Annotated in this window: 25 protein-coding genes; 10 read left to right on the top strand and 15 right to left on the bottom strand. The window is 61.4% G+C overall.

The window, feature by feature from the left end; translation table 11 throughout:
• Nucleotides 1-128: 128 nt before the first annotated feature.
• The 3 genes from LKX83_RS23880 to LKX83_RS23870 all read right to left on the bottom strand — a co-directional run bounded on the left by LKX83_RS23880 (nt 129) and on the right by LKX83_RS23870 (nt 3,337).
• A complete protein-coding gene (locus tag LKX83_RS23880) occupies nt 129-1,310 on the bottom strand; it encodes an NAD(P)/FAD-dependent oxidoreductase (RefSeq protein WP_227885344.1) in 1,182 nt (393 codons plus the stop codon).
• Nucleotides 1,311-1,325: 15 nt separating this feature from the next.
• Nucleotides 1,326-1,763, bottom strand: a complete 438-nt coding sequence (locus tag LKX83_RS23875; protein WP_227885343.1) for a DUF1641 domain-containing protein — start codon at nt 1,761-1,763, stop codon at nt 1,326-1,328.
• A gap of 365 nt (nt 1,764-2,128) precedes the next feature.
• The gene (locus tag LKX83_RS23870) at nt 2,129-3,337 is read right to left on the bottom strand and encodes a CynX/NimT family MFS transporter (RefSeq protein WP_227885342.1); all 1,209 of its coding nucleotides are present in this window, start codon (nt 3,335-3,337) and stop codon (nt 2,129-2,131) included.
• A gap of 735 nt (nt 3,338-4,072) precedes the next feature.
• Between LKX83_RS23870 and LKX83_RS23865 the strand changes: the two genes are divergently transcribed.
• From LKX83_RS23865 to LKX83_RS23850, 4 genes are all read left to right on the top strand, one after another.
• Nucleotides 4,073-4,237 carry a hypothetical protein gene (locus LKX83_RS23865; RefSeq protein WP_227885341.1) on the top strand — a complete coding sequence of 55 codons (165 nt, stop codon included), beginning with the start codon at nt 4,073-4,075 and terminating at the stop codon, nt 4,235-4,237.
• A 15-nt stretch (nt 4,238-4,252) separates the two neighbouring features.
• A complete protein-coding gene (locus LKX83_RS23860) occupies nt 4,253-4,384 on the top strand; it encodes a DUF4023 family protein (protein ID WP_227885340.1) in 132 nt (43 codons plus the stop codon).
• A 105-nt stretch (nt 4,385-4,489) separates the two neighbouring features.
• The gene (locus LKX83_RS23855) at nt 4,490-5,095 is read left to right on the top strand and encodes a DedA family protein (RefSeq protein ID WP_227885339.1); all 606 of its coding nucleotides are present in this window, start codon (nt 4,490-4,492) and stop codon (nt 5,093-5,095) included.
• A gap of 35 nt (nt 5,096-5,130) precedes the next feature.
• A complete protein-coding gene (locus LKX83_RS23850; protein WP_227885338.1) occupies nt 5,131-5,313 on the top strand; it encodes a hypothetical protein in 183 nt (60 codons plus the stop codon).
• Between the two features lie 23 nt (nt 5,314-5,336).
• Here the strand turns inward: LKX83_RS23850 and LKX83_RS23845 are convergent, their stop codons facing one another.
• The 3 genes from LKX83_RS23845 to LKX83_RS23835 all read right to left on the bottom strand — a co-directional run bounded on the left by LKX83_RS23845 (nt 5,337) and on the right by LKX83_RS23835 (nt 8,715).
• A complete protein-coding gene (locus LKX83_RS23845; RefSeq protein WP_227885337.1) occupies nt 5,337-6,251 on the bottom strand; it encodes a polysaccharide deacetylase family protein in 915 nt (304 codons plus the stop codon).
• On the bottom strand, nt 6,244-7,563 hold the full coding sequence (locus LKX83_RS23840) for an MFS transporter (RefSeq protein ID WP_370639120.1): 1,320 nt from the start codon (nt 7,561-7,563) through the stop codon (nt 6,244-6,246). Before LKX83_RS23840 ends, LKX83_RS23845 begins: the two co-directional genes overlap by 8 nt.
• A gap of 246 nt (nt 7,564-7,809) precedes the next feature.
• Nucleotides 7,810-8,715 carry a copper amine oxidase N-terminal domain-containing protein gene (locus LKX83_RS23835; RefSeq protein WP_227885336.1) on the bottom strand — a complete coding sequence of 302 codons (906 nt, stop codon included), beginning with the start codon at nt 8,713-8,715 and terminating at the stop codon, nt 7,810-7,812.
• Between the two features lie 217 nt (nt 8,716-8,932).
• On the opposite strand from LKX83_RS23835, the gene LKX83_RS23830 reads away from it, so the two are divergent.
• Nucleotides 8,933-9,352 carry a DUF1284 domain-containing protein gene (locus tag LKX83_RS23830; protein WP_227885335.1) on the top strand — a complete coding sequence of 140 codons (420 nt, stop codon included), beginning with the start codon at nt 8,933-8,935 and terminating at the stop codon, nt 9,350-9,352.
• 767 nt (nt 9,353-10,119) lie between these two features.
• Here LKX83_RS23830 and LKX83_RS23825 read toward each other — a convergent pair.
• A complete protein-coding gene (locus LKX83_RS23825) occupies nt 10,120-11,325 on the bottom strand; it encodes a YhgE/Pip domain-containing protein (RefSeq protein ID WP_227885334.1) in 1,206 nt (401 codons plus the stop codon).
• A gap of 175 nt (nt 11,326-11,500) precedes the next feature.
• Between LKX83_RS23825 and LKX83_RS23820 the strand changes: the two genes are divergently transcribed.
• Nucleotides 11,501-12,133 (top strand): TetR/AcrR family transcriptional regulator, encoded by a 633-nt coding sequence (locus tag LKX83_RS23820; protein ID WP_227885333.1) that lies wholly within the window; start codon nt 11,501-11,503, stop codon nt 12,131-12,133.
• Between the two features lie 120 nt (nt 12,134-12,253).
• On the opposite strand, the gene LKX83_RS23815 is transcribed toward LKX83_RS23820, so the two are convergent.
• The 6 genes from LKX83_RS23815 to LKX83_RS23790 form a co-directional block, all read right to left on the bottom strand.
• Nucleotides 12,254-12,766: a hypothetical protein gene (locus tag LKX83_RS23815; RefSeq protein WP_227885332.1), complete on the bottom strand. Its 513-nt coding sequence runs from the start codon at nt 12,764-12,766 to the stop codon at nt 12,254-12,256.
• Nucleotide 12,767: 1 nt separating this feature from the next.
• Nucleotides 12,768-13,313: a hypothetical protein gene (locus LKX83_RS23810; protein ID WP_227885331.1), complete on the bottom strand. Its 546-nt coding sequence runs from the start codon at nt 13,311-13,313 to the stop codon at nt 12,768-12,770.
• A 337-nt stretch (nt 13,314-13,650) separates the two neighbouring features.
• A complete protein-coding gene (locus LKX83_RS23805; protein ID WP_227885330.1) occupies nt 13,651-14,340 on the bottom strand; it encodes a hypothetical protein in 690 nt (229 codons plus the stop codon).
• Nucleotides 14,337-15,233 (bottom strand): ABC transporter ATP-binding protein, encoded by an 897-nt coding sequence (locus LKX83_RS23800; protein ID WP_227885329.1) that lies wholly within the window; start codon nt 15,231-15,233, stop codon nt 14,337-14,339. Before LKX83_RS23800 ends, LKX83_RS23805 begins: the two co-directional genes overlap by 4 nt.
• On the bottom strand, nt 15,230-15,601 hold the full coding sequence (locus LKX83_RS23795) for a GntR family transcriptional regulator (protein ID WP_227885328.1): 372 nt from the start codon (nt 15,599-15,601) through the stop codon (nt 15,230-15,232). The genes LKX83_RS23800 and LKX83_RS23795 overlap by 4 nt, the downstream gene beginning before the upstream one ends.
• 181 nt (nt 15,602-15,782) lie before the next feature.
• A complete protein-coding gene (locus tag LKX83_RS23790) occupies nt 15,783-17,495 on the bottom strand; it encodes a methyl-accepting chemotaxis protein (RefSeq protein ID WP_227885327.1) in 1,713 nt (570 codons plus the stop codon).
• Nucleotides 17,496-18,275: 780 nt separating this feature from the next.
• Between LKX83_RS23790 and pepT the strand changes: the two genes are divergently transcribed.
• Both pepT and LKX83_RS23780 read left to right on the top strand, forming a co-directional pair.
• Nucleotides 18,276-19,526: a peptidase T gene (gene pepT, locus LKX83_RS23785; protein ID WP_227885326.1), complete on the top strand. Its 1,251-nt coding sequence runs from the start codon at nt 18,276-18,278 to the stop codon at nt 19,524-19,526.
• A 31-nt stretch (nt 19,527-19,557) separates the two neighbouring features.
• Nucleotides 19,558-20,412: a lipoyl protein ligase domain-containing protein gene (locus LKX83_RS23780; protein ID WP_227885325.1), complete on the top strand. Its 855-nt coding sequence runs from the start codon at nt 19,558-19,560 to the stop codon at nt 20,410-20,412.
• Between the two features lie 554 nt (nt 20,413-20,966).
• On the opposite strand, the gene LKX83_RS23775 is transcribed toward LKX83_RS23780, so the two are convergent.
• Together LKX83_RS23775 and LKX83_RS23770 are read right to left on the bottom strand one after the other, a co-directional pair.
• Nucleotides 20,967-21,497: a YfiT family bacillithiol transferase gene (locus LKX83_RS23775; RefSeq protein ID WP_227885324.1), complete on the bottom strand. Its 531-nt coding sequence runs from the start codon at nt 21,495-21,497 to the stop codon at nt 20,967-20,969.
• A gap of 70 nt (nt 21,498-21,567) precedes the next feature.
• Nucleotides 21,568-22,608 (bottom strand): phosphotransferase family protein, encoded by a 1,041-nt coding sequence (locus LKX83_RS23770; RefSeq protein ID WP_227885323.1) that lies wholly within the window; start codon nt 22,606-22,608, stop codon nt 21,568-21,570.
• A gap of 321 nt (nt 22,609-22,929) precedes the next feature.
• Between LKX83_RS23770 and LKX83_RS23765 the strand changes: the two genes are divergently transcribed.
• Together LKX83_RS23765 and LKX83_RS23760 are read left to right on the top strand one after the other, a co-directional pair.
• On the top strand, nt 22,930-23,610 hold the full coding sequence (locus LKX83_RS23765) for a class I SAM-dependent methyltransferase (protein WP_227885322.1): 681 nt from the start codon (nt 22,930-22,932) through the stop codon (nt 23,608-23,610).
• 366 nt (nt 23,611-23,976) lie between these two features.
• Complete coding sequence (locus LKX83_RS23760; protein WP_227885321.1) at nt 23,977-24,918, top strand: amidoligase family protein; 942 nt, start codon at nt 23,977-23,979, stop codon at nt 24,916-24,918.
• The last annotated feature ends 217 nt before the right edge of the window (nt 24,919-25,135 follow it).

Genomic DNA, 25,135 nt, shown 5'->3' with positions numbered 1-25,135 from the left:
ATGCGTCAACTCGGAAGAACACACGTAGGACGGATCGGTGATTCGGCCGCGGCGGTTGCTCGTAATGAAAAGCAGCCTCCCCCGGCATTGGAATACCGGAAGAGGCTGCTCAATTGGGAAAGCCAGGCTCAGTGAACGAGCGAGAACAGGCCGTTGATGTGCGACAGGTAGCGAATGTTGCTCGCTTCCTTCATCAGCGTAGCGGCCGTTCCTTTCAAGCGGGTTTGGCTGGCGCCGATCGTGCCGACCGCGTCTTTGCGGCCGAGACTGCCCAACGTGCCGGAGAAGACCGGCGTGAAGACGTCCTTGACGCCGCCTTTAAAGTCGGCGGCGAGGTTGTAGCCGATCGTTTCGCCCATCTGCCAAGCAAGCTGGGCCGTCGGCGGATAAGGACGCGCGCCTTCGCCCGGGATGACAACCGCGCAGTCGCCCGCGAGGTAGACGTCCGGGTGCGAGGTGGACTGCAGCGTTTCCGTGACGCTCGCGCGGCCGCGGTTGACTTCGATGCCGCAGTTCGCGACGACGGCATGGCCTTGAACGCCGCCGGTCCAGATAATCGTGTTCGTCTCGATGACGCGGCCGTCTTTCAGGGAGACGGTGTTCTTGGACGCTTCGGTGATCGCGACGCCCGTGACGAATTCCACGCCGCGCTTCTCGAGGCTCGCTTGCGCGCGCTCGATCAGCTCCGGCGGGAAGATCGGGAGGATCGCCGGACCCGCTTCGATGCAGATCAGCTTGATGTCGTTAAAGTCGATGCCCTTGGCGCGGCATTGCTCCGGCAGCTTGTCCGCGAATTCGCCGACTAGCTCAACGCCGGTCAGACCGCCGCCGCCGACGACGATCGTCGCGTCGGCCGGATTCTTGGACTGCTTGTAAGCGTCCAGACGGGCTTCGACGTGGGTGCGGATCTTGTTCGCGTCTTCGGCCGACTTCAGGACGAAGCTGTTTTCCTGCAGGCCGGGAATGCCGAAGTAAGCCGTTTCAGAACCGAGCGCGATGACCAGCTTGTCGTACGTATACGTAGCGCCGCTGGACATCAATACCTTTTTCGCGTCCGGCTGGATTTCTTTGACCGTTTCGATCGCCAGATTGACGTCCTTGTTCTTCAGCAGCTTCGCGAGCGGCAGCGCAACGGCCGGTTCGGAGATGCTGCCGGCTGCGAGACGATGCAGCTCTGTAATAATCTGGTGCGTCGGATAGCGGTTGACGACCGTGATCGCGGCTTCCGATGCCGACAGATGCTGGCGCGCGGTCAGCGCGGTCAGCAGGCCGCCGTACCCGGCGCCCAGAATCAAGATTTGCTTAGCCATGTCCATCCTCCGTTCTTAGCGTTGTTGTTGCCGTTCGGCAAGTACGTTCAAGAAAGCTTGGGAGAAGCGAAGCGTTTTCTGGACTTGCGGATCCTTCAGCATTTTCAGCAGGCCGAACAAGCCCACCGTCGCCGTTTCCGCTTGCGCGCGCTCGCTTGCTTCCATGGCGGCCGCCGCGATGCCTTTGGCCTTGTCGACGACCGGCTTGGCCACTTCGCCGATGCCCGCCTTGAAATCGTTGATCAGCACTTGGTCCGTCGCCACGGCGGTCGCAAAGTCGTACGCCTTGGTCATCGCGGTAACCATCTCGGCCAGCTTCGGCAGGTTCTCCACCAGGACGGTGAGCGATTCCTGAACTTCCGGCTTCATCAGTTGGTCGAGAACATCCAGTTTTTGCTCCTTTGCAAGTTCCGCTACTTGGCTGGACTCTTGCGCTGCAGGGGTGGTAGACATGAGACAAAGTCCTCCTTTTCAGTAAATTCATGCGGTCTGCCCGATCGCTGCCCATGCGGAGACGACGGGCCTCGGCAGGCGGCTTGTTACTTTTTTCACATAAAAGCATGCGATATCGCCTTGCCGGAACACGGGATCACGCTGCCGCATTGGGCCTTTTCGGAACCCTTGATCCCCATTTTACACCCGTTCGCGCCGCAGTAGTTCAAAAATATGTTCTGGAAATTGTGTCTATTTTGTGTCAAACGGCGTCGAAGGACGCGGGGAGGCCTCCGGGAAGAGGCGCTCCCCCCGTAGCATCCCCATTTCTTTCCGATCCTTGCGCAATGGAGGCGCAGCCGATCGGCGCGATCGCGGCGGCGCGCTTAATCCTCCCGGCCCGACGGCTGCGGGAGCACGGTACGATCCCGGGCCGCGCCGAGACCGAACAACAACGCCAGCGTGATGATCGTGAGCATCATGACGAGCGGCGTCTGCCACGAGCCCGTGCGATCGTGCACGAAGCCGAGCAGCGCCGGCCCGACGCCGGCCACCAGATAGCCGATGGACTGCGCCATGCCCGACAGCTCGGACGCCTCCTCCGCGGTGCGGCTCCGCAGCGAAAAAAAGACGAGCGCCAGGCTGAAGCTCGCGCCGGAGCCCAACCCGATCAGCACGATCCACAGCGGCACCATCGGACCGGATCCGGCGGCCAGAAGTCCCCCGTAGCCGACGAGCAGGAGCCCCATGACGACGGTGAGGAGGGTGCGCTGGCTTGCGCTGCGCCCCGCCCAGATCGGCGCGAGAAAGGTTGCCGGCAGGCTGACGATTTGCACGAGCGACAGCATCCACCCCGCGGTGGCGTAATCCATGCCCCGGTCATGCAGGATTTCCGGCAGCCAGGCGACGTTCCCGTAGAACACGATCGACTGGAATCCCATGTACAGCGTTACCTGCCAGGCCAGCGCCGACTTCCATAGGTTCACGCCGGCCGCTGCGGCCCGAGGCCGGTCCGAGCGGCGGCCGCTTCTCGCTTGCGGGAGCCAGACGATGAAGGCCGCCGCCGACAGCAGCCCCCAGACGGCGAGCGCCCCGCGCCAGCCGAAGCCCGGCGTCCCCGCAATCGGGATCGTCACTCCGGACGCGATGCCCGCGAACAGCGTCATGGCGACCGAGTAGACGCCGGTCATGAGGCCGATGCGCCGCGTCGGGAAATCCCGCTTGATCAGGCTCGGGACGAGCACGTTGCCCGTCCCGATCGCGAGACCGATCAGCGCGGTGCCCGCGAACAGCGCCGCGACGTACGGCACGGAACGCAGGAGGATGCCGAGCGTGATGATCGCCATCGCCGCGAGCAGCACGTTCTCCATGCCGAACCGTCTCGCCAGCTTCGGCGTGATCGGCGACACGGCCGCGAAGGCGAACAGCCCGAACGTCGTGAGCAGGCCTGCAATCGCATTTGATATGCCGGTATCGGCGCGGATCTGGCCGACGACCGGACCGACGGAGGTCAGAGCGGCGCGCAAATTGGCGGCGATCAGAATAATGCCCAACGTGAGCAGAATGAGCCTTGTGCGTTCATTGCGTTTGTTCATGATGATAGCCTTCCCCTATATCTATATGATCACGAATCCGGCGAGCTGGCGAAGGCCGGACGGCGATTCGCCCGCCCGCTCGCTCCCATCATCATAACATAGCGTGTCAAAGGCAACGTTTCCTGGCCCTCCCGGATCTGGCGAAAGATTGGGAGCCTAAGGTATAATACCGTTATCATCCAAGGGCGGCTGAAGCCTGATCGCCGATGACGATCCCGCCATCGGGACTGATGCTCGGCGCCGCGCTGACGAACGTAGGCCTCATCCTCTGTTGCGTGGTGAATTCGGATAGACACTGCGGACGTGGACTAGCGTTAGCCGCTCCCGTTCGATGCCGAAGGCTGGCGAAGCTCCCGCCCCCCTCTCAGAGCGGGGCGTTAACCCGAATTTTCGGGTTATCTCGGGGACAAACCCCGCTCAGAGCGGAGCGATAACCCGATTTTCGGGTTATCTCGGGGACAAACCCTGCTCAGAGCGGAGCGATAACCCGATATTCAGGTTATCTCGGGGCTAAACCCCGCTCAGAGCGAGGCGTTAACCCGATTTTCGGGTTATCTCGGAGCCAAACCCTGCTCAGAGAGCGACGTTAACCCAATTTTCGGGTTATCTCGGGTCACCCCCTCGCACTTGGGGCCGAGCCTCGATTATCGCCCAGACGCCGCCGCGCATAAATCGCGTCCCAAGTCGAGACCCTATAACCGCTATTCATGCCAGAACAAGCGAGGGATCAGAACGATGACAGGACGCAACAACAAGCCGGACAACGACGGGCCTGCGAGCAGCCCCGAACGACTGGACCAATACGGGGACAAGCTGGGCTCGGCCAACGACGCCGAATTCGAATCGGCGGCCGAACAGGCCGAACAATCCTGCCGCGTCGGACCGGACGCGAACGAATAGGAGGCAGGGGCGTTCATGAGCGACACGCGCGAATTCGTCGATAAGGTCCGCGACACGCAGGCCAAGGACCGCAAGAACAAGCAGCACCAAGGCCAGGGGACCCAAGGCCAGAAGGTGTCGTCCCGACAGCACAGCACCAATAAATAAAACCGCGGCAGATCCGTCCGGAGAAATCCGTTCGGCCGCGCGGTCGAGAGGAAGAGCCAGGCCCGGCCATGACGGGCCTGGTTGGCTCATGCCAGGGGGAAGTCTATGAATCTGATTCAGATCGTTGAAAGATTGTTCGAACAGTACGGCTATTGGGTGCTACTCGTCGGACTGCCGTTGGACTTTATCGCGCTGCCGATCCCGCCCGGGAACAGCACGCTTACCTATACCGGATATTTGTCCTACAAAGGCTTGCTCCACGGAGGATACGCCGTCCTCGCGGCGTTCCTCGGCGCGGCAATCGGCGTTACGGTCACGTACGCCGTCGGTTACAAGCTGGGCATGCCGCTCATCGAGCGCTACGGCAAGTGGCTCATGCTGAAGCCCGCCCATTTGGAGAAGACGCGCCGCTATTACGATAAGTACGGAGACCGTCTGCTGCTCGTCTCGTTCTTCATCCCCGGCGTCCGCCAATTCATCGGCTACTTCATCGGCATCATCCGCGTCCCTTTCCGCACCGTGCTGCTCTATGCCTATCCGGGCACTTTGCTGTGGGTTTTGGCTTTTTGGGGCGTGGGCTACCTGTTCGGCGACCAATGGGAGCACATGCTCGGCTTGGTAGAACGGTATCTGAAATACTTCTTCATCGGCGTCGGCGGCCTGCTCGTCTGCCTCTTGCTGATCCGCCAGCTTCGCCGTTCGCGTACCTGACCGCCGGGCGTTGATCCGAGAAGGAGGGGACGAAGGTGAAAATCTACGACTATCTCATCCGGCTGGGACTCGCCATGTTCATCATCCTGGGAGGGGGCTCCCTTCTGCATGCCGCCAAAACCGGAGATTACCGGATCGACCAACTGATTGGCGGGGCGGTTGGCGCCGTCCTTCTAATCGGGGGCTACCTTTGGAAACGCAAGCGCGCCAAGCGCTAATTCGCCCGCTTGCCCGCCCTCGTTCACTTGGACACCAATGTCCGCAGTAGCCTCCCAGCCGACCGGAGCCGCGGCCGGCGCAGATGCTCGTGCACGTAGCGGTACGTCGTGAGCGTCACGCCCGCGTCGCGCAGCCCGTAGGCGAAGTCCTCGTCCTGCATGAGGCGGTACTCCCACACGCGTTTGTCCCAGGAAGGCACGAGCGCCCGCATCCTCTCGTCTTCGACCGCCGGATGAATGTACGTCTCGCAGACGCCTTCCGGCAGCTCGTACAGCTTGGCGATCAACATTCGTTTGAAGCTGTCGTAAGTCTCGCCTTCTTCGATGTGGTAGGGATGGCTGAGCAAAAAGTCGGGCACGGCTACGCCGAGCGTATCGGCGAGCGCGACCGCCTTGCCTAGCGCCGCCTGAACGCCGGGAATCGAAGCGAGCAGGCCGTCCCGCGGATCGACGTAGCGGAACAGCCGGAATGGCACGCCCCTCCTCGCGCATTGCCAGAACACCTGCGGCAGGTAACTCCGCCCCGTCGCCGTGCCGTAAAGGCTGCCCATGTGATTGTCCGCATGGGTGATCGAGACGCCCGCCCGGGCGACCGCGTCGAACTGGGCGCGCATCTCGCGGTTGACGGCTTTCTGGTGCGCCCCCCGCTCGAACGCCTCCGCCGTTTTGTACATATGGCCGCTTTCGTCGTGCAGCGACGGGTCGCCGGTCAGACTCGCGAAGCGCACCGCGTCGTACTCGCTCGTGAACGTCAAATGTAGGCCGACGCTCGCCTCCGGGTGCCGAACGCACCATGCCGCCGCCTCCTCGAAGGCTTGGGCCGGCGGCATGATCGTCGCCGAGGAAACGAGCCGTTCCTCGAGCAGGTCCATGATCGCCCGGTTGGCCGCCGGGCTTTGGCCGAAGTCGTCGCAGTTGAGAATCAGCAGCTTAGGCATCGATCCCGCCTCCTTCGGTCGAAGTGGCGGCCGGACCGCCGGGAGTCGCCGTTCGCCGCAGGAACAGCGAGATGACGAAGCTGATCGCGAGCAGGCAGAGCGGCACGACGGTAATCAGGTAGCGGAACGTTTCCTCGGGATGAGGGCCCGGATTGTCGCCGCTTTCGTACTGGAATACGACGCCGACGACGTAGAAGGCCAACGCCGAGATCAGCCCGCTCGACCGGGTGAGGAATCCCCCTACCGCCGTATACATTCCTTCTCTGCGGCGTCCCGTCCGGATCGCGTCGCGGTCCATGATCTCGCTGCTGAGCACGGTTGGCGTAACCAGGAAGCCCGCAAGGCCGAAACCGATCGCGATGCCCGCCGCGATGCCGCCCCCGAGCCCTTGGGCGAACCAAGCCGGGATGACGGACAGGCCGTATACGACGAAGGCGAGACGCCAGCTGCGGTACCCGCCGAGCTTGCGGACGATGAAATACCAAACGCCGACGAGCGGGACGACCGAAACGAACACCGACGCCATCAAAATAGACACCTGGTCCTCCGGGATGCGCAGCGCGTATTTGGCGTAGAAAGGAATAAGCGAGCTCACGAGCCCGTTCACCGTCTGCGCGAACGAACAGGCGAGGTAGAAAAACCAAAGCTCCTTGTTTTTGAGCGTCTCGCGGAACGCCTCGCGCAGCGGCAGCGGCTCTTCCTTGGCAGCCTCCTCGTTCTCCCGGACGTTCAGCACGAACAGCAGCATGAAGACGGCGAAAATCGCCGCGTAGACGACGGACATCGTCCCGAAGCCGAGTGCCTTGTAGATGATCGGAGTCGCTGCCGAGCCGATCAGGATGGCCACGATCTGATAGCCCTGGGTGACGGCGGACGCCTTGGCCCGCAGCCGCTCGCCGGTGAACAGTTCGGGAAACAGCGCGCCATAGTTGACCCAGAGGATGGTCGCGACGCCTTCGAAGAGAATGAGCGCCACGAGGAACCAGGTGAAGAGCGCGGTGCCCTCCAGCCCTTTAGGCACGGCGAACACCATGACGAAGGTAACGACGAACAGCGGGATCGCCGCGAAAATCCAGGGCCGCCTGCGCCCGTAACGCGTACGGGTGCGGTCGGACCAATAGCCGGCCATCGGCTGATTGACGGCGTCCCAGATCAGGTAGATCGTCCGGGCGAGCGTCGCGAGGCCGATCGTGAGGCCCAGCTTTTCCACGTAGTAGTAGTGATAGAACGAGCTGAACGCCTGGCTCGGTACCATCATGGCGAACATGCCCAGCGCGTAAACTGTCGGGGAATTCAGGAACTTTTTCCGCATACGAGTGTGGCCCCCATCCCGTGGTTGGTGAAAGCGCTCCATCGAATCGTTCTTATTACCAATGATTCGCGCCGCCGCGGGATTATTCCTGTAAGCGGTTGTTTGTTTTTCTTTAAAATGGTTCCAAGGGATGGACGCCCACCGCCACCGCGCCGCTCGAACTTTTCCGCCGCCGTTCGCCGCCCCGCAAACGCGAAAAGCCGGCCCCTCCCGAGGCCGGCTTCGTCGTGCCGTTCCTATCGCTTCCTATTTCTTGCCGTCCGTGCGGGACTCGTCGTCGATCGGCACGATCACGACGTTTTTGTATTGCGGGTTATCGATGCGGCTGTAGTTGCCGAGCTCCGTTCGGCTGCCGGACGCATCGATCTTGCCGAACATCAGCGTCTCGCCCATCCAGTTGTCGTAGAAGTACACGCTGTCGCCGAACGCGGCCGGCTTCGTCCCCTTCTCGCGCGCCTTTTTGCCGTCGGGAACGTACGAATCCCCCTGCCATTTCACTTCGGCGATGCCGTCCGCGTTGATTTCGATATACGTCTTCAAGCCTTTGTACTCCGTCGTGAACTTCAGGGCCTCCCCTTGCGGAAAGACGTACTCCGTCGAGAAGCCTTCACCGAGCGGCGACAGCACGTCTTTGCCCTGCACGGCCTGTAGCGAGATCGCCGCCTTGCGCGCTTCCGGCAGATCCCCGCGCATCAGCGCCTCGAACTTCGTCTGCCCGGCGGGCGTTCGAACGATCGCGCGCTTGTCCTTCGAATTATAGGTTACCGTTGCACCGAGAGATTCGCTGATGAACCGCAGCGGCACGTACGTCCGGCCGTCCTTGTTCACGATCGAGGCGTCCAACTTGACGGAGGCTCCGTTAACCGTCGCCGTCTTTTGACCCGCCTTCAACGTCACGACCTTGCTCTTGTCTTTGCTGGTCGCGGTGACGACGCCCGATTTGGCATCATAGGTGTACGTCAGCCAAGCCGGATCGTCCAGCGAACGCAGCTGGACAAGCGTGCGGCCTTGCGACGTGATCGCCGAATCCTGATAGCGGCCGTCGATGAACACTTGGTTCGAATCGGCCGACGCCGCGAAAGCCGAGGTGCCGGCCGGCAATAATCCGCCTAGCAAGGTTGCTGCCACGATTGGTTTCATCCACTTTTTCACGTCTACCATCTCCCGCTTCTCGTAATCGGATTCCAGTCTTCCGGAACCGTCTCGCGTTTCCATCCTTCTTACCATTAGACCGCCCATCCGGAAACAAAGTTGCCGCATGCCGTCACTGTTAAGAATTTCTTCAGGATTTCCGCGAAACGAGACGAATCGTTAACCTGTATGATACAATTCGGTTAACAACGAGGTGACGCAAGGAGGACATACACGCATGACGATTCGGCTGCGCGGCCATCATCTGCTCTGTCTGCTGGGATATCGGGGCAAAGGCTACTCCCCCGGCTTTTGCACCAACATGACCGCGATTTATGAACGCCTGCGGACGGAGCCCGAAACCCGAATCGAGCTCATCGAAGGTCCGGACGACATCTGCCGGGCGTTCCCCGTCGATCAGGAGCCGCATTGCGAGAATGCCAGCGTCTACCGCAAGGACCTGGAGATCGCGGCTGTGATCGGAATCGCGCCGGGGGAACGCCGGACCTGGTCGGACATCTGTTCGAGCGTCGCGAAACAAGTGCGGCCGGACGACATTCGCCACCTGTGCAGCGATTGCATGTGGGAGCCGTACGGCGTTTGCCGGGAGGGCGTCGGCCACATTCGCGGCGGCGGCACCCTTCGCGAGTTGCCGTGAGGTGTCGCCGTCCTAGGCAGTCAGCGTAGAGGGCGACGAGTGGTGGCGCGGCTGCAGGCGGATGTGCGGCGCGGCTACTGGCGGATGTGCGGTAAGATTTGCTGCTCTTGCCGCGATTCGCACGGGCTGCCGGTGGGTGTGTGGTAAGATTTACAGCTCATACAGCGATTGGCGTGATTGCAGGTGGATGTGTGGTAAGAATTGCTGCTCATACAGCGATTGGCGTGGTTGTTGGCGGATGTGTGGTAAGATTTACAGCTCATACAGCGATTGGCGTGGTTGTTGGCGGATGTGCGGTAAGATTTACTGCTCTGGCAGCGATTCGCACGGGCTGCCAGTGGGTGTGGGTAAGATTTACAGCTCATACAGCGATTGGCGTGGTTGTTGGCGGATGTGCGGTAAGATTTACTGCTCTGGCAGCGATTCGCACGGGCTGCCAGTGGGTGTGGGTAAGATTTACTGCTCATACAGCGATTGGCGCGGCTGCAGGCGGATGTACGGTAAGATTTGCTGCTCATACTGCGATTGGCGTGGTTGCAGGCGGATGTGCGGTAAGATTTACTGCTCTTGCCGTGATTCGCGCGGCTGCAGGCGGATGTGCGGTAAGATTTACTGCTCTTGCCGCGATTGACGCGGCTACAGGCGGATGTGCGGTAAGATTTGCTGCTCATGCCACGATTATCGAGACCACCTCTTACACGCATGCCCAACCGAACGCCAAGAACCCCAAGACGCTCGTCCATGAGCGTTTGGGGTTCTTTCCGATTTTATGCACGGCTGTCCGCCGGTTGCGTCGAGCTTGCGCGATCCGGCGCCGGGCTCTGGCGGAACCCGGAGGCGAGGACGAGCGCGAGACCGCCGGTCACGATGCCCCAAAGCACGCCGTAGTTCCGGGCCAAGTCTCCGCCCTCTCCGCCGTAGTAAAGCACGCTGCGCAGGCCGGCCGCCGCATACCGGAACGGCGTCCAGGAATACAGCCAATCCCGCGTCGCCTGCGGCATGAACTCCGGCGCCATGCCGAGGAGCGGCATGGAGAAAAACAGCAGCAGCACGAGCAGCGCCATGGCCGGGAAGCCGATCCAGCGGAGCAACGCCGTCTGCAGCAGGAAAAACGCGGAGGCGGCCAGCCAGAGGTACAGCCAGGTCAAGCCGAAGTCGGCGAAATGCATCCCGTACCAGGACGACGCCATCCAAAGGGTGAAGCCGGAAGCGAGTCCCGCCAGCGCGACGCCCGCGGCCGCTTGCGTCGCGACGATGCCGAACCGGCTCCTTCCCGCAGCCGAGACCTTCGTGCCCGCGGCGCGTCCGGCCAGGAAGAGGCAGACGCTGAGCACGAGGCTGCCCATCCAGACAATCTGGATGAGGAGGTTCGGCGCGTTGCCGTTTGCGTTGTTCGCCCCCACCGGGTGCATGACGACCTCCTCCGCGCGGAACGGCGTCAGCATCGCCTTGGCTGCCGCCACGGGCATTTGCTGCGCTTGCTGCTCCATCTGTCCGAGCAACTGCGCGGTCAATCCCGTGCCTGCATTTTTGGCCACCTGCTGCAAAATCGTTTTCGCGGCGGCGACCGCCTGCGCGTTCATCCCTTCGTTGTAGACCAGCTTTATCGATGCGGGCTGCGACGTAGGAGAAGCCAAGGAAGCCACGCCTTCGCTCAGATTGGCAGGCAGCACCAGCACTCCGTAGTAGTCCTGCCAGTCGAGACCTTTCATCGCTTCCTCTTCCGTATCCACGAGGTGCCACTTCACCGGCATTTCCGCGTTCTCCACCAGCATTTTCTCGATCTGTTCCCCGACTGCGAGCTTCGCGCCCGAAGGCAGATCCGCAGAACGGTCCGCCTGAACCAGCGCGATCGGGAGCGCGCGAGGCTTGGCGCCGACGACCGAGCCCATCATGGCAAGTCCGAATACGATCAAGACGGCGAGCGTCGCCGCGACGCCGATCCACACCGCTTTTTGCTTCAGGAACGTCATTTCGAAATCCCCCTTTATTCATCAACACATTGTTGAGTAACAACCACAGTGTTAATTATAATAAGAGGAGGTTGATCTTCAATAAACAATATGCTCCTTACCTGTTCATTACTGAACACGCAGGCGGCGGGCTGTTCAGAAACGGCGAAAAAAACGGGGAACGAAGGGGATGTCCATGACTGAGACACCTAAGCAGGAAGACCGACGAACGCTCCGAACCAAGAAGCTGCTGCGTCGGGCGCTGTTGGAGATCATCGAGGAGAAGGGCGTCGAAGGCATCACCGTTCGGGACTTGACCGACCGGGCGGAGATCAATCGCGGCACCTTCTATTTGCACTATCAGGATGTGCCGAATCTGCTGGACAAGCTCCAGGAGGAGATTTTCGCCGGTCTGGCGGAGATCATCCACGAGATGGATATCGCCAAGCTGCTGAGCGAGTCCACGAACGACAAGCCTGCCAGCTCCCTTTTGCAAATCTTCGAGTATTTGGACCGGCACGCCGACTATTTCCGCGTCATGCTCAGTCCGAAGGGAGACATCTCCATCGCCATTCGCTTCAAAAACGAGATGACGCGTCGGATGTACGACAAGCTGACGACCTTTCAGCCGCAGGAGGAGCTGATGCTCGTCTCCCGGGAATGGCTGATCGCCTACGTCTCTTCGGCGACGCTCGGCGTCATTCAGCACTGGCTCTCCACCGGCCGTAAGCTCTCGCCGTACGAGATCGCGCACGTGATGACCCGCCTGGCTCGCAACGGGCCGCTGCGCTCCGTCCACCCCCGCCTCGGGCCTCCTCCCATCCCTTGAACCGTTGATCCGCGGTGAGACGGCTGCGGGAACCGCATTTCCTCCGGGCGTTTCCTCCAGGCACAGCTAACCGGCGAAAGGCCCCGCACGATCCTCGCGGACGCGTGCAGGGCTCCTTTGTTAGCTTGTCACCGTGAAATCGACGTTCGTCCCGTCATGGTAGACGCCGTCCGGCGTAACGTAGGTCAGATAAGCGTACCAAGCGCCTTTGGGGTCCGTCGCCGCGAACGACTTCGTCTTCGTAATCGTCACCGTCTGTCCAGGCGAGATCGTCACGTTGTCGAGCGACCCCAAGTCGAGATACGGGCCGTCCGCATGCGTACCGCCGGGCGGGCGGACGGCAATGACGATCCGGGGCAGCGTAATCGCGGTTCCGCCCTGATTCGTCAGCTGAGCCGTGCCGGTCAGCGAGCCGCCGGCCTTCACCGTCTTGGCCGACAGCGCGAGGGGGGAGGTGACGACGATCTTCGCCGGAGAAGCCGCGTTCACCGTGAACGCGACGTTCGTCCCGTCGTGATAGACGCCGTCCGGCGTCACATAGGTCAGGTAAGCGTACCAACTGTCCGTCGGCTCGGTTGCGGGGAAGGTCTTCGTCTTGGAAATCGTGACGCTCTGCCCCGCCGCCAAGGTCACGTTATCGAGCGAACCGAAGTCCAGGTACGGTCCGTCGGCGTGCGTGCCCCCCGGCGGACGGCCGGCGACGACGATCCGGGGCAGCGTGATGGACGCGGTGCCTAACCAAACGCGAAGTTTCTACGCTTCCTTTCCGCCCCAACAGCTCACAAACCGCCCTCCGACAAACCTCCGGGCGCTTGTCCATCTCGTCCCAGCTGAACGGATAGAACGCATAGTCGCAGTTTCCGAAAGTACGGATCCGCATCTTCTCGAAGCTGAAGCGGTCTCGCGTGATTCGCTCATGATGCGCGACGTAGCCTTCCGCTTCAAACGCAATCCCCAGCGGCTCATAAAACGCATCGATGGAGATGCGTGCGCCGGATAGACTGACCATCTCGTACACCAGCGTCAGTCCTCGGAACGTACCCGATACCGGCAGCAACACGGCAGGGAGAAGCTTCCGAGTTCCGCTCAAGTCCCCCTGCATCATCTCCAGCCGCTGCCCCATTGCCACCTCCTTCTGCGCTTCCAGAAAATCGTCCACCTGCTGCTCCAACGATTTCATACCCCGTCCTCCTCCTCGTGCGGACATGAAAAAAGCCGCCCGTCTCCCGAAGGAAACAAGCGGCATGTGCTTCACGCCCTGATCATATTCGCATGCAACTCTAAACTACCATCCGAATCGTTGATCCTTTACAGTTCCGCTCCCAACTCCGTTCGGTGGGGCATCGCAGTCCAAACTCCTCTTATGCCGCCGTCCGGTGGGGCATCGCAGTCCGACTCCTCTTATGCCTCCGTCCGGTAGGGCATCGCAGTTCGACTCCCCTTATGCCGCCGTCCGGTGTGGCATCGCTGTCCGACTTCCCATATGCCGTTGCCCGACGAAGTCTCAAGAACGACATTTAAGCCTTCGACCTCCGCAGCAGCGCGTAGGACACGAGCATGAACACAAGGGTCACCGGCACCGACAAGAGCGCGATTTCGAGCATCTTGTGCGCATTGAACCAGTCGAACAAGTCGGCCCACCATTCCATCTTCGTCATGATGAAGCTGGCTACGGTGCCCAAGATCAGCATCACGACGGCGAAGCCGAGCAGGCCGAGGATGCCGAAGCGCTTGAAGACGCAGGTCGTCATGAAGCCCATGAAAAAGAGGTTGACGATAAGCAGGAAGTAGACGGCCACTTGAACGAGAGGCGAACCGTCGCTCAAGTAGGGCACGTGGAAGAAATGCAGCCCCGAGCCCCAACCGTCCGTCAGGTCGTACTCCACGTACGAGAGAACGGTCAGAACGACGGCCGAGTAAAGGCTCGCAAATGCCGCCGCCGCCGCGGTTCCCCAGAAGTAGTCGTGGCGCCGGACACCCATGCCAATGGCAAAGGGGTACGTATTCGTCAGCGAAATGACGCCGATGGCGAGCATGTAGGCGTAGAGAGACGCGACGCCGCCCGTGTACAAGTCCTCCTCGAGGAATTGGCTGATGACCAAATTGACGACGAAGCTGGCCATGACTACGATCCACGGGATAAGCAGCCACGACAATTTATCCTTCGAATGCAGGCGAATGACGCCTGCCAGGCGGTTGTTCGTCATTGCACGTTCGCCTCCTTGCGATCGTTTTTGTTGCCAGTCAAGTGGACGATCAGCTGCTGCAGCGTGACCTGCGCCAGCTCGAGGCCGAGCGACTGGGCTTGTTTGCGGTCCTCTAACGCGGAATCGCTCAAGATCGTGATCGTCGTCAGTCCGCCCATCGCTTCCCGGGACAGCACCCGCTTGCCCGCCCCGAACGCTTCGATCTTGTCGGACGAGCCGACGACGGTGTAGGCGCGGCCCTGGAGATGTTCGCTCTCTTCGTCGAGCAGCAGCCTGCCGCGGTCGATCAGGATGACATGTTCGAGCATCCGGCTGACTTCGTCGATGAGGTGCGTCGACAGGACGATCGTGCGCGGGTGCTCCGCATAGTCCTCCAACAGCCGGTCGTAGAACAGGCTACGGGCCACTGCGTCGAGACCGAGATAGGGCTCGTCGAAGATCGTGAGTGGCGCGCGGCTGGCGAGGCCGACGATGATGCCGACCGCCGACAGCATGCCGCGGGACAGCTTCACGACCTTGCGCTTGAGCGGCAAGCGGAAGTCTTCGACGAGCGAGAGGGCGAACGACCGATCCCAATTCGGGAACAAAGCGCCGGCCACATCCAGAACGTCCCGTACCTTGAAGGTGTTCGGATACTTCTGGCTTTCCTTGACAAAGCAGATGCGCCGAAGCACCCGGTCGTTCTCGTACGGATTTTCGCCGAACACCTCGATCTCACCGCTTGTCGGAAAGCTCTGGGCGGTTAGCAGGTGCATGATCGTCGTCTTCCCCGCGCCGTTGCGCCCCAGCATGCCGTAGATCTTGTTCTCCTCCAGGGTGAAGCTGACGTCCTTCACGGCGTCGATGTCCTTGTAGGACTTGGTGAGCCGGTCTATTTTCACAATCGTACTCATTGCGATCTCTCCCCTCTGCGGATCATATCCGTCAATTGCTCTGCCGTGATGCCCAGCTTTTCCGCCTCGCGTATCATCGTTACGACGTATTGCTCGTAAAACTGCTCCTTGCGATTTTCCAGCAGGCGCGCCCGCGATCCTTCCGCCACGAACATACCGATCCCTCTCTTCTTGTATAAGATCCCTTGGTCCACCAGCTGATTGACGCCCTTGGCCGCCGTAGCCGGATTGATCTGGTAAAAGGCTGCGAATTGATTGGTCGAGGGCACTTGCGACTCTTCTGCCAACCGTCCTTCGATGATGTCATTCTCGATCCGTTCCGCGATTTGCATGAAGATCGGACGGCTGTCGTCGATCAAACTGCTCATTTCCGTTCACCACCACATTGGTTAATCACTCGTGTAACTAACCATATAACAACAGAACCAGAACGTCAATAGGCCGTTTCCGAAAAAATGAAAAGAACCGCGCCGAAGCACGGTTCTTCAAGGAGGCGAAGCGGAAAGGACCGCATATCGCCGGCTATGGCATGCGTTAGCGAATGGCCGCTTACGTCTTGAACTTCCCGATCGCGCGCTGGAGCGTCTGCGACAGCGCACTGAGCTGCGCCGACGACGCGGCCACGCCCTGCATGATGGCCCGCTGCTGCTGCGTGCTGGCCGATACGCTCTGCGTCGTGGACGCCGTTTCCCGGGCGACGCCCGACAAATCCAGAACCGAAGCCGTCACTTCCTCGGAGCTGGCGGACATCTGCTGGGCGATCGAGGACATCCCCTGGATCTGTTCGACCATCTGGTCGATCGACGCGAGAATCGTGCGGAACGTCTCCCCGGACTCGGAGGCGCGCGTCATTCCGAGGCGTACTTCCGCGCTCCCCGACTTCATCGCGGCGGCGGTATGCGCGATCTCCTCCCGGATCGAGGAGACGAGCTCGCCGATCTGCCCGGCGGATTCGCCCGCTTGCTCCGCGAGCTTGCGAACTTCGCCGGCGACGACGGCGAACCCTTTGCCGTGCTCGCCCGCGCGGGCCGCTTCGATGGAGGCGTTCAGCGCCAGCAGGTTCGTCTGCTTGGCGATGTTCAGGATCGCGCCGATGATCTGCCCGATTTCCTGCGAATACGATTCAAGACGGCTCACGGACTCCATCTGCCGGTCGACGGAGGATTCGATCTCCTCCATCTGACGGATCACCCGCTGCACCGAATCGTTGCCCTCTTTCGCTTTGTCGGCCGCATCCGCGGACACGTCCGCGACCAGGGACGAGGACTCGGCGATCCGCTGGACGCCGGCGGCCATCTCCTCCATCGCCCGCGCCGTCTCCTCGGAAGCGCGCTGCTGCGACTCGGCGCCGACCGCGACCTGCCCGATCGCCGCGGCGACCAGCTGGCTGCTCTGCGCGGACTGCTCCGCTCCCGAGGTCAGCGCTTGCGAGGAGGCGGCCACCTGCTCGGCGCTGCGGCCCACTTCGCGCAGCAGCGCCTTCAGGTTGTCGACCATGTCGACGAAGCTGCCGGACAGCATGCCGATCTCGTCCTTCGACCGGACGGCGACGACCGTTCCGGTCAAGTCGCCTCCCGCGATTCGCCTCGCGGCGTCCGCGAGCCGCACGAGCGGCCGACCCACGAGATTGCCGATGAGAATCGCGAGTGCGACAGCCACGGCCACCGCGACCAGGCTTGCCGCGACGGAGATCAAGACTGCGCTTGAGATTTTGGCGTGGAGACGATCGTCCGCCTGCCCGTACTCCTGCCGGTAAGCCTGCTCGATTTGATCTAGTGACGCGTTGATCGTTTTTTTGAAAGCCGCAGACCGGTCCGCCGCCTCCTTGTACTGCCGCGTGAGCTCGAGCGAAGTGAGCGTATTGCGCAAGCTGTACACCTGGAGCACGCTGCTAAAGTTGTCGATGTAACCTTTCGCCGCCTCGCGCAGCGAATTCGCCCACTGCCGCTGGTCCTCGGAGTCGGCCGCGTCCGCGACCGTTTCGATGAGCTGCAGGAAAGCCGCGCCTTCCTGCTTGAATTGCTCGACGGCGTCCGTATCCTGGTTGATGATCACATCGGACTGATGGCTGCTCAGACTGCCGACCCGCTGCTTCAGATCGAGCGCCTGGGTCTGGCGGGTCACGCGCAAGGACTGCTCGTTCGACGTCATCCGAATGCCCGCGACCGCATACACGGTAAAGGCAATCGCGACGCAAAACAGGACGATGACGCAGGCGAAGCCGATGAACAGCTTGGTTTTGATCTTTAATTGTTGAAGCATCCGGCAACACTCCACCCCGACTTAAGATAGAGATATTATCGGCTGCAAATAGGACTTTTTTAATGGTTGATGTCAATTTTATTAACAGCATCGGTATACTTTGTAACAACCGTAACGATAAAACGCTCGGTAGCACGGCAAGAATGAGGGTCAGTCGACAGCGGATATGCCACAAAAGCCCAGCTGTCGCCTGATGCAGCGCCGGGCGGGAGTCATCAAGCTTCTTGGAACCTTCTGATGGTGTTTTTCCGCTTTCCTGCACGCTTTACGGTTTGACGTTAACATTCTTCGTGAAAATGTTGACGGATATCGCCCATGACACACCCCGGCCTTTTTGTTGCGTTTATTGCAATAGGCCGCTACAACGGTGTTTCCCCTTTCTAGTCCTCATGCAGCTAACGGTTGCAGTAGCGCTTATTCAGCTCTAATTGCTCCGATTCTATTTCTAACGGTTGCTGACGAGCTTATTTGTCGCATTTTCGTCTAGAACGCTCTAATTTGCCTGAAATAACGACACTCAGATCCGTTAAAAAGTATAAAAGCGATGATTTCCAGCGATAAGCGCAGCGGCAACCGTTAAAATAAATCGGACCAATCGTGCCAATCGAACCAATCGCACAAACGTGGCCCATTTGGCAAACGCCACGACTCGTACATGGCTTGGCGCCTCCTTTTTCCCCGACGTAGGATTACGGAGCGAATTGCGTTATGATGGTATCATATCAGGAAGCAGCGGCTTTGCCGAATACCCGGAAGACGAACAATTGGAGGCCATGAACCATGAAAAATGAATTGATCGAACGATTCGTAACCTACGCCAAAGTGGACACCCAGTCCAACGACAGCAACCCCGAGTGCCCGTCGTCGCCTGGCCAATGGGACCTGGCGCGGATGCTGGTCGAGGAGCTGAAGACGATCGGCATGCAGGACGTGACCCTTGACGAAAACTGCTACGTCATGGCCACGCTGCCTTCGAACGTCGACCACCCCGTCGACACGATCGGCTTTTTGTCTCACCTGGATACGGCGACCGATCTGACCGGCAAAAACGTTAAGCCGCAAGTCGTCGTGAACTACGCGGGCGGAGACATCGTTCTGAACGCGCAGCAGAAGATCGTGCTCTCGCCGAAGGAGTACCCGGAGCTGGCCGGCTACGTCGGGCAGACGCTGATCACGACCGACGGCACGACGCTGCTCGGCGCGGACGACAAGGCCGGCATTACCGAAATCATGACGGCGATGTCGTACCTGATCCGGCATCCGGAGATCAAGCACGGGCGCGTGCGCGTCGCGTTCACGCCGGACGAGGAGATCGGACGGGGCCCGCACAAGTTCGACGTGGCTGCGTTCGACGCCAAGTACGCGTACACGATGGACGGCGGACCGCTCGGCGAGCTGGAGTACGAGAGCTTCAACGCCGCCGCGGCCGTCGTTACGGTCAAAGGCAACAGCGTGCACCCCGGCTCCGCCAAAGGCAAAATGGTCAACTCCATGAAGATCGCCATGGCGCTGCATGCCCGGCTGCCGGAAGACGAAGTGCCGGAGAAGACCGAAGGCTACGAGGGCTTCTTCCACCTCAACCAAATCGAAGGCGGCGTCGAGCAGACGAAGCTCAACTACATCATCCGCGACCACGACCGCGCCAAGTTCAACGGGCGCAAGGAGCTGATGACGCTCATCGTGGACGAGTTCAAGGCGAAATACGGCGCGGACAGCATCGTGCTCGAAATGAAGGACCAGTACTACAACATGCGGGAGCGCATCGAGCCCGTCAAGTATATCGTCGACATCGCGCACGACGCGATGACGAGCCTCGGCATCGAGCCGATCGTCAAGCCCATCCGCGGCGGCACGGACGGTTCCCAGCTGTCCTATATGGGGCTGCCTACGCCGAACATCTTTACCGGCGGGGAAAACTATCACGGCAAATACGAGTACGTTTCGGTCGATACGATGGTCAAGGCGACCCAGGTTATCGTCGAGATCGTGCAGAGCTTCGCGCGGCAGGCAGAGCCGGGCGCCCAAGCCTGAAACGGCATTTCGCCGGGAAGGAGGGTGCCCCATGGATCATGCTGAGCATAGCGGCTGGCTCGCGTCGTTAGCGGTGCTGGACCGGACGTCGGAGCTCGCGGGCCGGGACGCGATGTACGCGTTTGCCCTGGACGAGCTGCTCTGCAAGCGCGCGGGCACGGGCGGCCCGCCCGTCTGCCACCTCTGGCGCCATCCGCGCGCGTTCGTCCTGGGGCTCAAGGACAGCCGGCTACCGGGGGCCGCCAAGGCGGCGGACATGCTCGCCGAGGCCGGCTACGAGGCGGTCGTCCGCCATTCAGGCGGAGCGGCGGTGCCGCTCGATGCCGGCGTCGTCAACGTCTCGCTCATCCTGCCGAAAGCGGAGGCCGCAGACCTGCGGTTCCACGGCGACTTCGAGCGGATGTACGCCCTGGTAAATCTCGCGCTGACCAAGCTCGGCTGCCGCGCCGACAAGGGCGAGATCGCCGGCTCCTACTGTCCGGGCGACTACGATCTCAGCATCGGCGGCCGCAAGTTCTGCGGCATCGCGCAGCGCCGCCAGGTCCGCTCCTACATCGTGCAGGCGTTCGTCGTCGCCGAGGGCTCGGGAGAGGCGCGCGCGGAGGAAGTGGCGGCGTTTTACCGGCTGGCGGGCGAAGGAGCGGAGCCCGGCGCGTACCCTGCGATCGTGCCCGACCGGACGGCCAGCCTGGAGGAGCTCGCGGGACTTGCGCCCGGAAGCGGAGCGTCGGCTTTCGCGGAGGCGGTCAAGACGACGATCCGCGAGCATCGCGTCGCCGCGGGGCTATCCGCCGCCTTGCCGGAAGCGGATAGGCCGACAGACGATGCGATACTCGAGGCTGTCGACGCGCTGAGGGCCCGCTACGGTGGCACATTGAACGGATAGTTGCGCGGTAACGCGAACCGCGAATCTGCCGCCGAAGCGCAAGAAACTTTCGTCGCACGCTCCGCAAGCCGCGAATCTGCCGCCACAGCGAAAGGAACTTTCGATACACGCCCCGCAAGCCTCGGATCCGCCGCCGCAACGAAAGAATCTTTCGTTGCACGCTCTGCGGCTCGCGGCTCGACTGCCGATTGATCAAATAACGGCAATCGTATAATTAATTTCGCCTCAAACCCCGTCAAAGAGAAATATAGTTGCAAAAATACACTTCTTTATCGCCTAAGCGGACAAACCGGCTCAAACTCATGTTTTTAATTGCACAAAAGCAACTAAACCCACTCTAAGCCCCCTTTTGACCGAAATTAGTGGTACATATGCAACTAACCTTCCTTCGAGCCACCAGAATGGAGGTGCCAACAGATCATTCGACGACCTGCTCGGCAACCAACGAAGGAGCGGTGCTCGGAAAGTCAGAAGTCGTATCGTTCGTTGCGCTGGACGAGTCCGTCCGCCGGCTCGTCCGGGCGAAGACCCGGACAGTTCGACGGCAGGTTTCTCTAGCGCCATCCCATCCGTTCCGCGAGAGAGACGATCTGGGCAAGATGATGCCGCCCGTGCCAGTCGAACCGCTGTACGGCCAGCTCGACCGTCATCTCGCCGTGCGTCGGGCTAGTGAAGACGCGGCGCCAGTCGGACGGCGCGAGCGCTCGCAGCAACGCGACGAGACGTTCGCGCAGCGCCCCCAACAAGACCAGCGACGTCTCGACGGGCGTCTCCCGATAATCGACGAGCTCCGCCCACCGGTCTTCGCGGTAGGTGCCGGCCAGCGGCGACTCCTCGGTGAGCGCCCGTTTCAAGCGAATGCACGCGTTCATGTCGTTGTCAGCGAGGTGGTGCACGACCTGTCGCACGGTCCACCCGCCCGGCCGATACGGCGTCCCAAGCCGCTCCGCATCCAGATGCGCGACCGCCTCGCGCAACCGCGCCGGCAGCGCCGCGATCTCCGCGATCCAGGCCGCCCGATGGGCATCCGTCGGCCGCTCCTCCGGCGCGAAGAGGCCGATCGGAAACGAGCGGTTATCGAGCATTCTCTCTCCTCCTTTCTTCACCCTGCCGCTTTCGTCCTTTTCACCTTCCTGCATCTACTTCCGAGCCCCATCACCCGTCTATTTCCCGGATCTGTCCCCGCGTCATCCCTTCGTCCGCACAAGCCGCAGCGTTCTGCTCGAAGCTGAGGCGAGCCTCCTCCCGCTGCAGCCGCAGCCGCTCGAGTGGCCACGGGCCGCCCCCTGCGGCCAGATCGCCTTCGATCAGCAGCAGCATCCAAAGAGAAAAGACGGCAGCGAACCGCGCATACCCCCGCGCGAACGCGGGGAGCTGGAGCGGACCGCCATATGCCGCAGCCTCTGCAACGTAGCGTTCTAGCACGCGACGGCGGATCCCGGCGTCCACCGGCTTGGGAAACAGCGGGTGGGACATGTCGAGCACATGGTACAAATCCCAGTAGCGCGAATTCAAGTGGGCGTGCTCCCAATCAATCGCCTTGATCCCGGCCGCAGTCATGGCATAGTTGCCCAGATGCAGATCCCCGTGCGAGAAAACCGCATCCCGCGCCATTTCCTCGGCCCACGCCGGCTGCCCGGTCATCTCGACCGTCCGGCGAACGAGCGCCGGGGACACGTTCGCGAGCAGCGGCGCCCCCTCTTCTGCATGGTCCTCCCCGGCCTCCAAGCGGGCACGGAGGTCCGCCGCCATCCGCTCGATCCCGGGCTTCGGTCCCCGCAGCGGCGCTCCCCGCAGCGCCCCGGTCGGCAGCGAATGCCAGCGGGCGATATGCGGCACGAGCGCAAGCACGGCCTCCTCGCCGAAGGCATGATCGAGAGACCCGAGATCCTCAAACAACGTCCAGCTCGAACCCGGCTCTCCTGACGGCGAGCATGCGAGCAGGCGCGGATAGATCGGCGGGAGCGCCGGCAAGACATTTTCGTATACCCACGCCTCCGCCCCGGCATGACTGTCGTTCGTCGGCGGCTTTCGAATGACGCATTCGCCGGAAGCCCCGTAAAGTCGCTCTACCTCGCAGCCGTTCATGCCGCGATAAAGCGTCTCGCGCCGAACGATGCGCCGCTCGTCCAGCCGTCCGTCCGGCCCGAGCAACTCACCCGCCCCAGCCCAGTCGCATCCCTTGCTCCGATCCATCGTTGCGATCGTCCCCCTCTCCGTTTGCTCGCCCACGGCCGACAGCATGTTTTCGATATGAACCGAGAATAATGCCGCCGCCGAAAGTCGTCAATAGGGAGGCGCCAGCACGACGTTTCAAGATCCGCCAGGCGAAATCTTCGTGCAGCTCGCTTGTCGGTTCAACCGAAATGACGCAACCCCCGCTCCATTGCGCCCAGAGGGCGCTTCTTCACCCCCTTGTCTATAGTTTGAATCTATTAATTTAATCGATTCTATATATTTCTGCGAAAACTCTTTAGGGCTTATACTGAGCTAAACGATCTCCCAGGAGGAAACGCGATGCAAAAGGACGTCAAAACGCTGTTCGACGCCGTGGCGAGGGATTACGACCGGCAGCGGAGACAGCTCATCCCCTGCTTCGATGACTTTTACGGCATGGCGCTGGCGTTGGTTGAAACAAAGGCCCGCTCGCCCCTCATTTTGGACCTCGGCGCGGGTACGGGGCTGTTCTCCGGGATGGTGCTGCAAAAACACCCGGATGCCCGTCTCACCTTGGTCGACCTGAGCGAAAAGATGCTGGAAGGCGCACGGGAGCGGTTCGGCGGCAATCCGAACGTTCGTTATGTGGTCGCCGACTATATGCATTTCCTGACCGGGGCCGAGTCGTACGACTTCATCGTCTCGTCGCTTTCGATCCATCATCTGCCCCATCCGGCCAAACGGGAGCTGTTCGCCGCGGTTCACCGGGCGCTCGCGCCGGGCGGCGCCTTCGTGAACGCCGACCAGGTAGCGGGCAATACGCCGGCCGCGGACGCTTACTACCGCCGGCGGTGGCTCGAGGCGATCGGCAGCAGCGGCTTGTCCCAATCGGCCATCGACGCCTCGATCGAACGCCGGAGCGTCGACATCAACGCGAAGCTCGGCGATCAAGTCGCGTGGATGGAGCAGGCCGGATTCGCGGATGCGGACTGCATGTACAAATATTTGGACTTCGGCGTCTTCTATGGGCGAAAAGAGTAGCTAATCGCCCGCGATGCGTTCCTCGGAGTCGGCCTCGCTAAGGGCGAGGCCGACGATTTCGCGCCAGGGCGCGATCATCCGGCCATAGTCGGCTGCGACCATTTTTCGATTGACTCAATCGTTCATGAAGCCCTTCTCTCCTTCGACCGGTTACGTTCCCCCATTTATAGCATGACAGTCCATCGACACGACATCGCCCGGATCGCCTCCGACGCGTTCTTGCCGCGAAGCGTACCGGATTTGTATAATAAGAAAAATACCAAATGGAGGTAGCTTTCCATGCCCAAACAAAAGGTGCCCCGCTAAGCCCGCGCCCCGCCTCCTCCCTTTTTCCAGCCCCTTATTCTAAACCTGGGAGGAAGGCATATGAGAACGGAGCAAGTCGATTGGAAACAACTGACGTTCGGCGTGGAAATCGAATTTGTCGGAGGACGGCCGGAGGATGTCGAGCTGCTCCCCGGCTGGGTGATGTCGCTCGACGAGCTGCAGACGGACGATGCCGGGGAGGAAAGCGGGAGCGAGCTGAAGCCGCCTCCGCTCCGATGGGCCGACCGGGAACAGGTCCGGGCAATGCTGGCGCGTCTCCTCGCGACCGGAGCCGAGGCGAACTGGAGCTGCGGCCTTCATGTCCATGTCGGTCTCGAGCCGTGGGCGCCGGAGGGGATTCCCCGACTGATCGACGCTGCCTTGCGCTATCAGGAGTCGGTGCAAGCGCTGCTGCAGACGGCGGAGGACCGGCTCGTCTACTGTCCACCCGTCGACCCCGAGATGCGGGATCGCTACCGTTCCGATCCTTCGGAAGCCTCGCTTCTTCGCTCGGGTCGCCCGCAATCTCACCGGTGCGGTCTCAATTTGGCCGCGTGGCACGGCAATGGCACGATCGAGATCCGCTATGCAAACGGCTCTTTGCGGTACGAGGAAGTGATGGCGACCGTGGCGTTCGCGCTTCGCTTCGTGGCGGCAATCGGCGAAGGGCGCGAGCTGCCGGCCGATCCCCGATTGCTCGCGCTGGCGATAGGCGCGCCGACGAGCGGCTATCCCCCGCCTCTCCCCGCTCCGCGCTGGCATCACGAACGGGTCTGGCTGGAGGACGCGCTGATCCCCACCCTCCTGCCCCATGCCCGCCGCTTGATCCCCGGCAGCGAGATTCTGGACGTTCGGCCCCGCCCGGACGGACTCTTGGTGCGCATCGAAGACGTGACGGACGGGCGGCATTACGGCTACCTTTTCCGCCTGACGGCCGCAGGCTGGGTCGTCGAACGGCCGCTCTCCGGCGCCGCGCCGGAGGTCGGGCGATTCGATCCCTAAATGCAACAAAAAAGCTTCCCTCGCGGGAAGCTTTTTGTTGTTGTCGATTTTTAGCGATCTCCCGGCATTTCACGGGTCCGATGGTGCGAGAGTCGATTTTTTCGACGATCTGCCGGCATTTCGCCGGTCCCGGTGGTGCGAGAGTCGATTTTTTCGATGATCCGAGCTCCCCGATCAGGGAAGCTCGGATCATCGAATTCACCGCGCAAAGCCAGAT

This window comes from Cohnella baijiui (genome assembly GCF_020731285.1).
Lineage (GTDB): Bacteria > Bacillota > Bacilli > Paenibacillales > Paenibacillaceae > Cohnella.
This window is presented reverse-complemented; position numbering and strand designations above follow the sequence as displayed.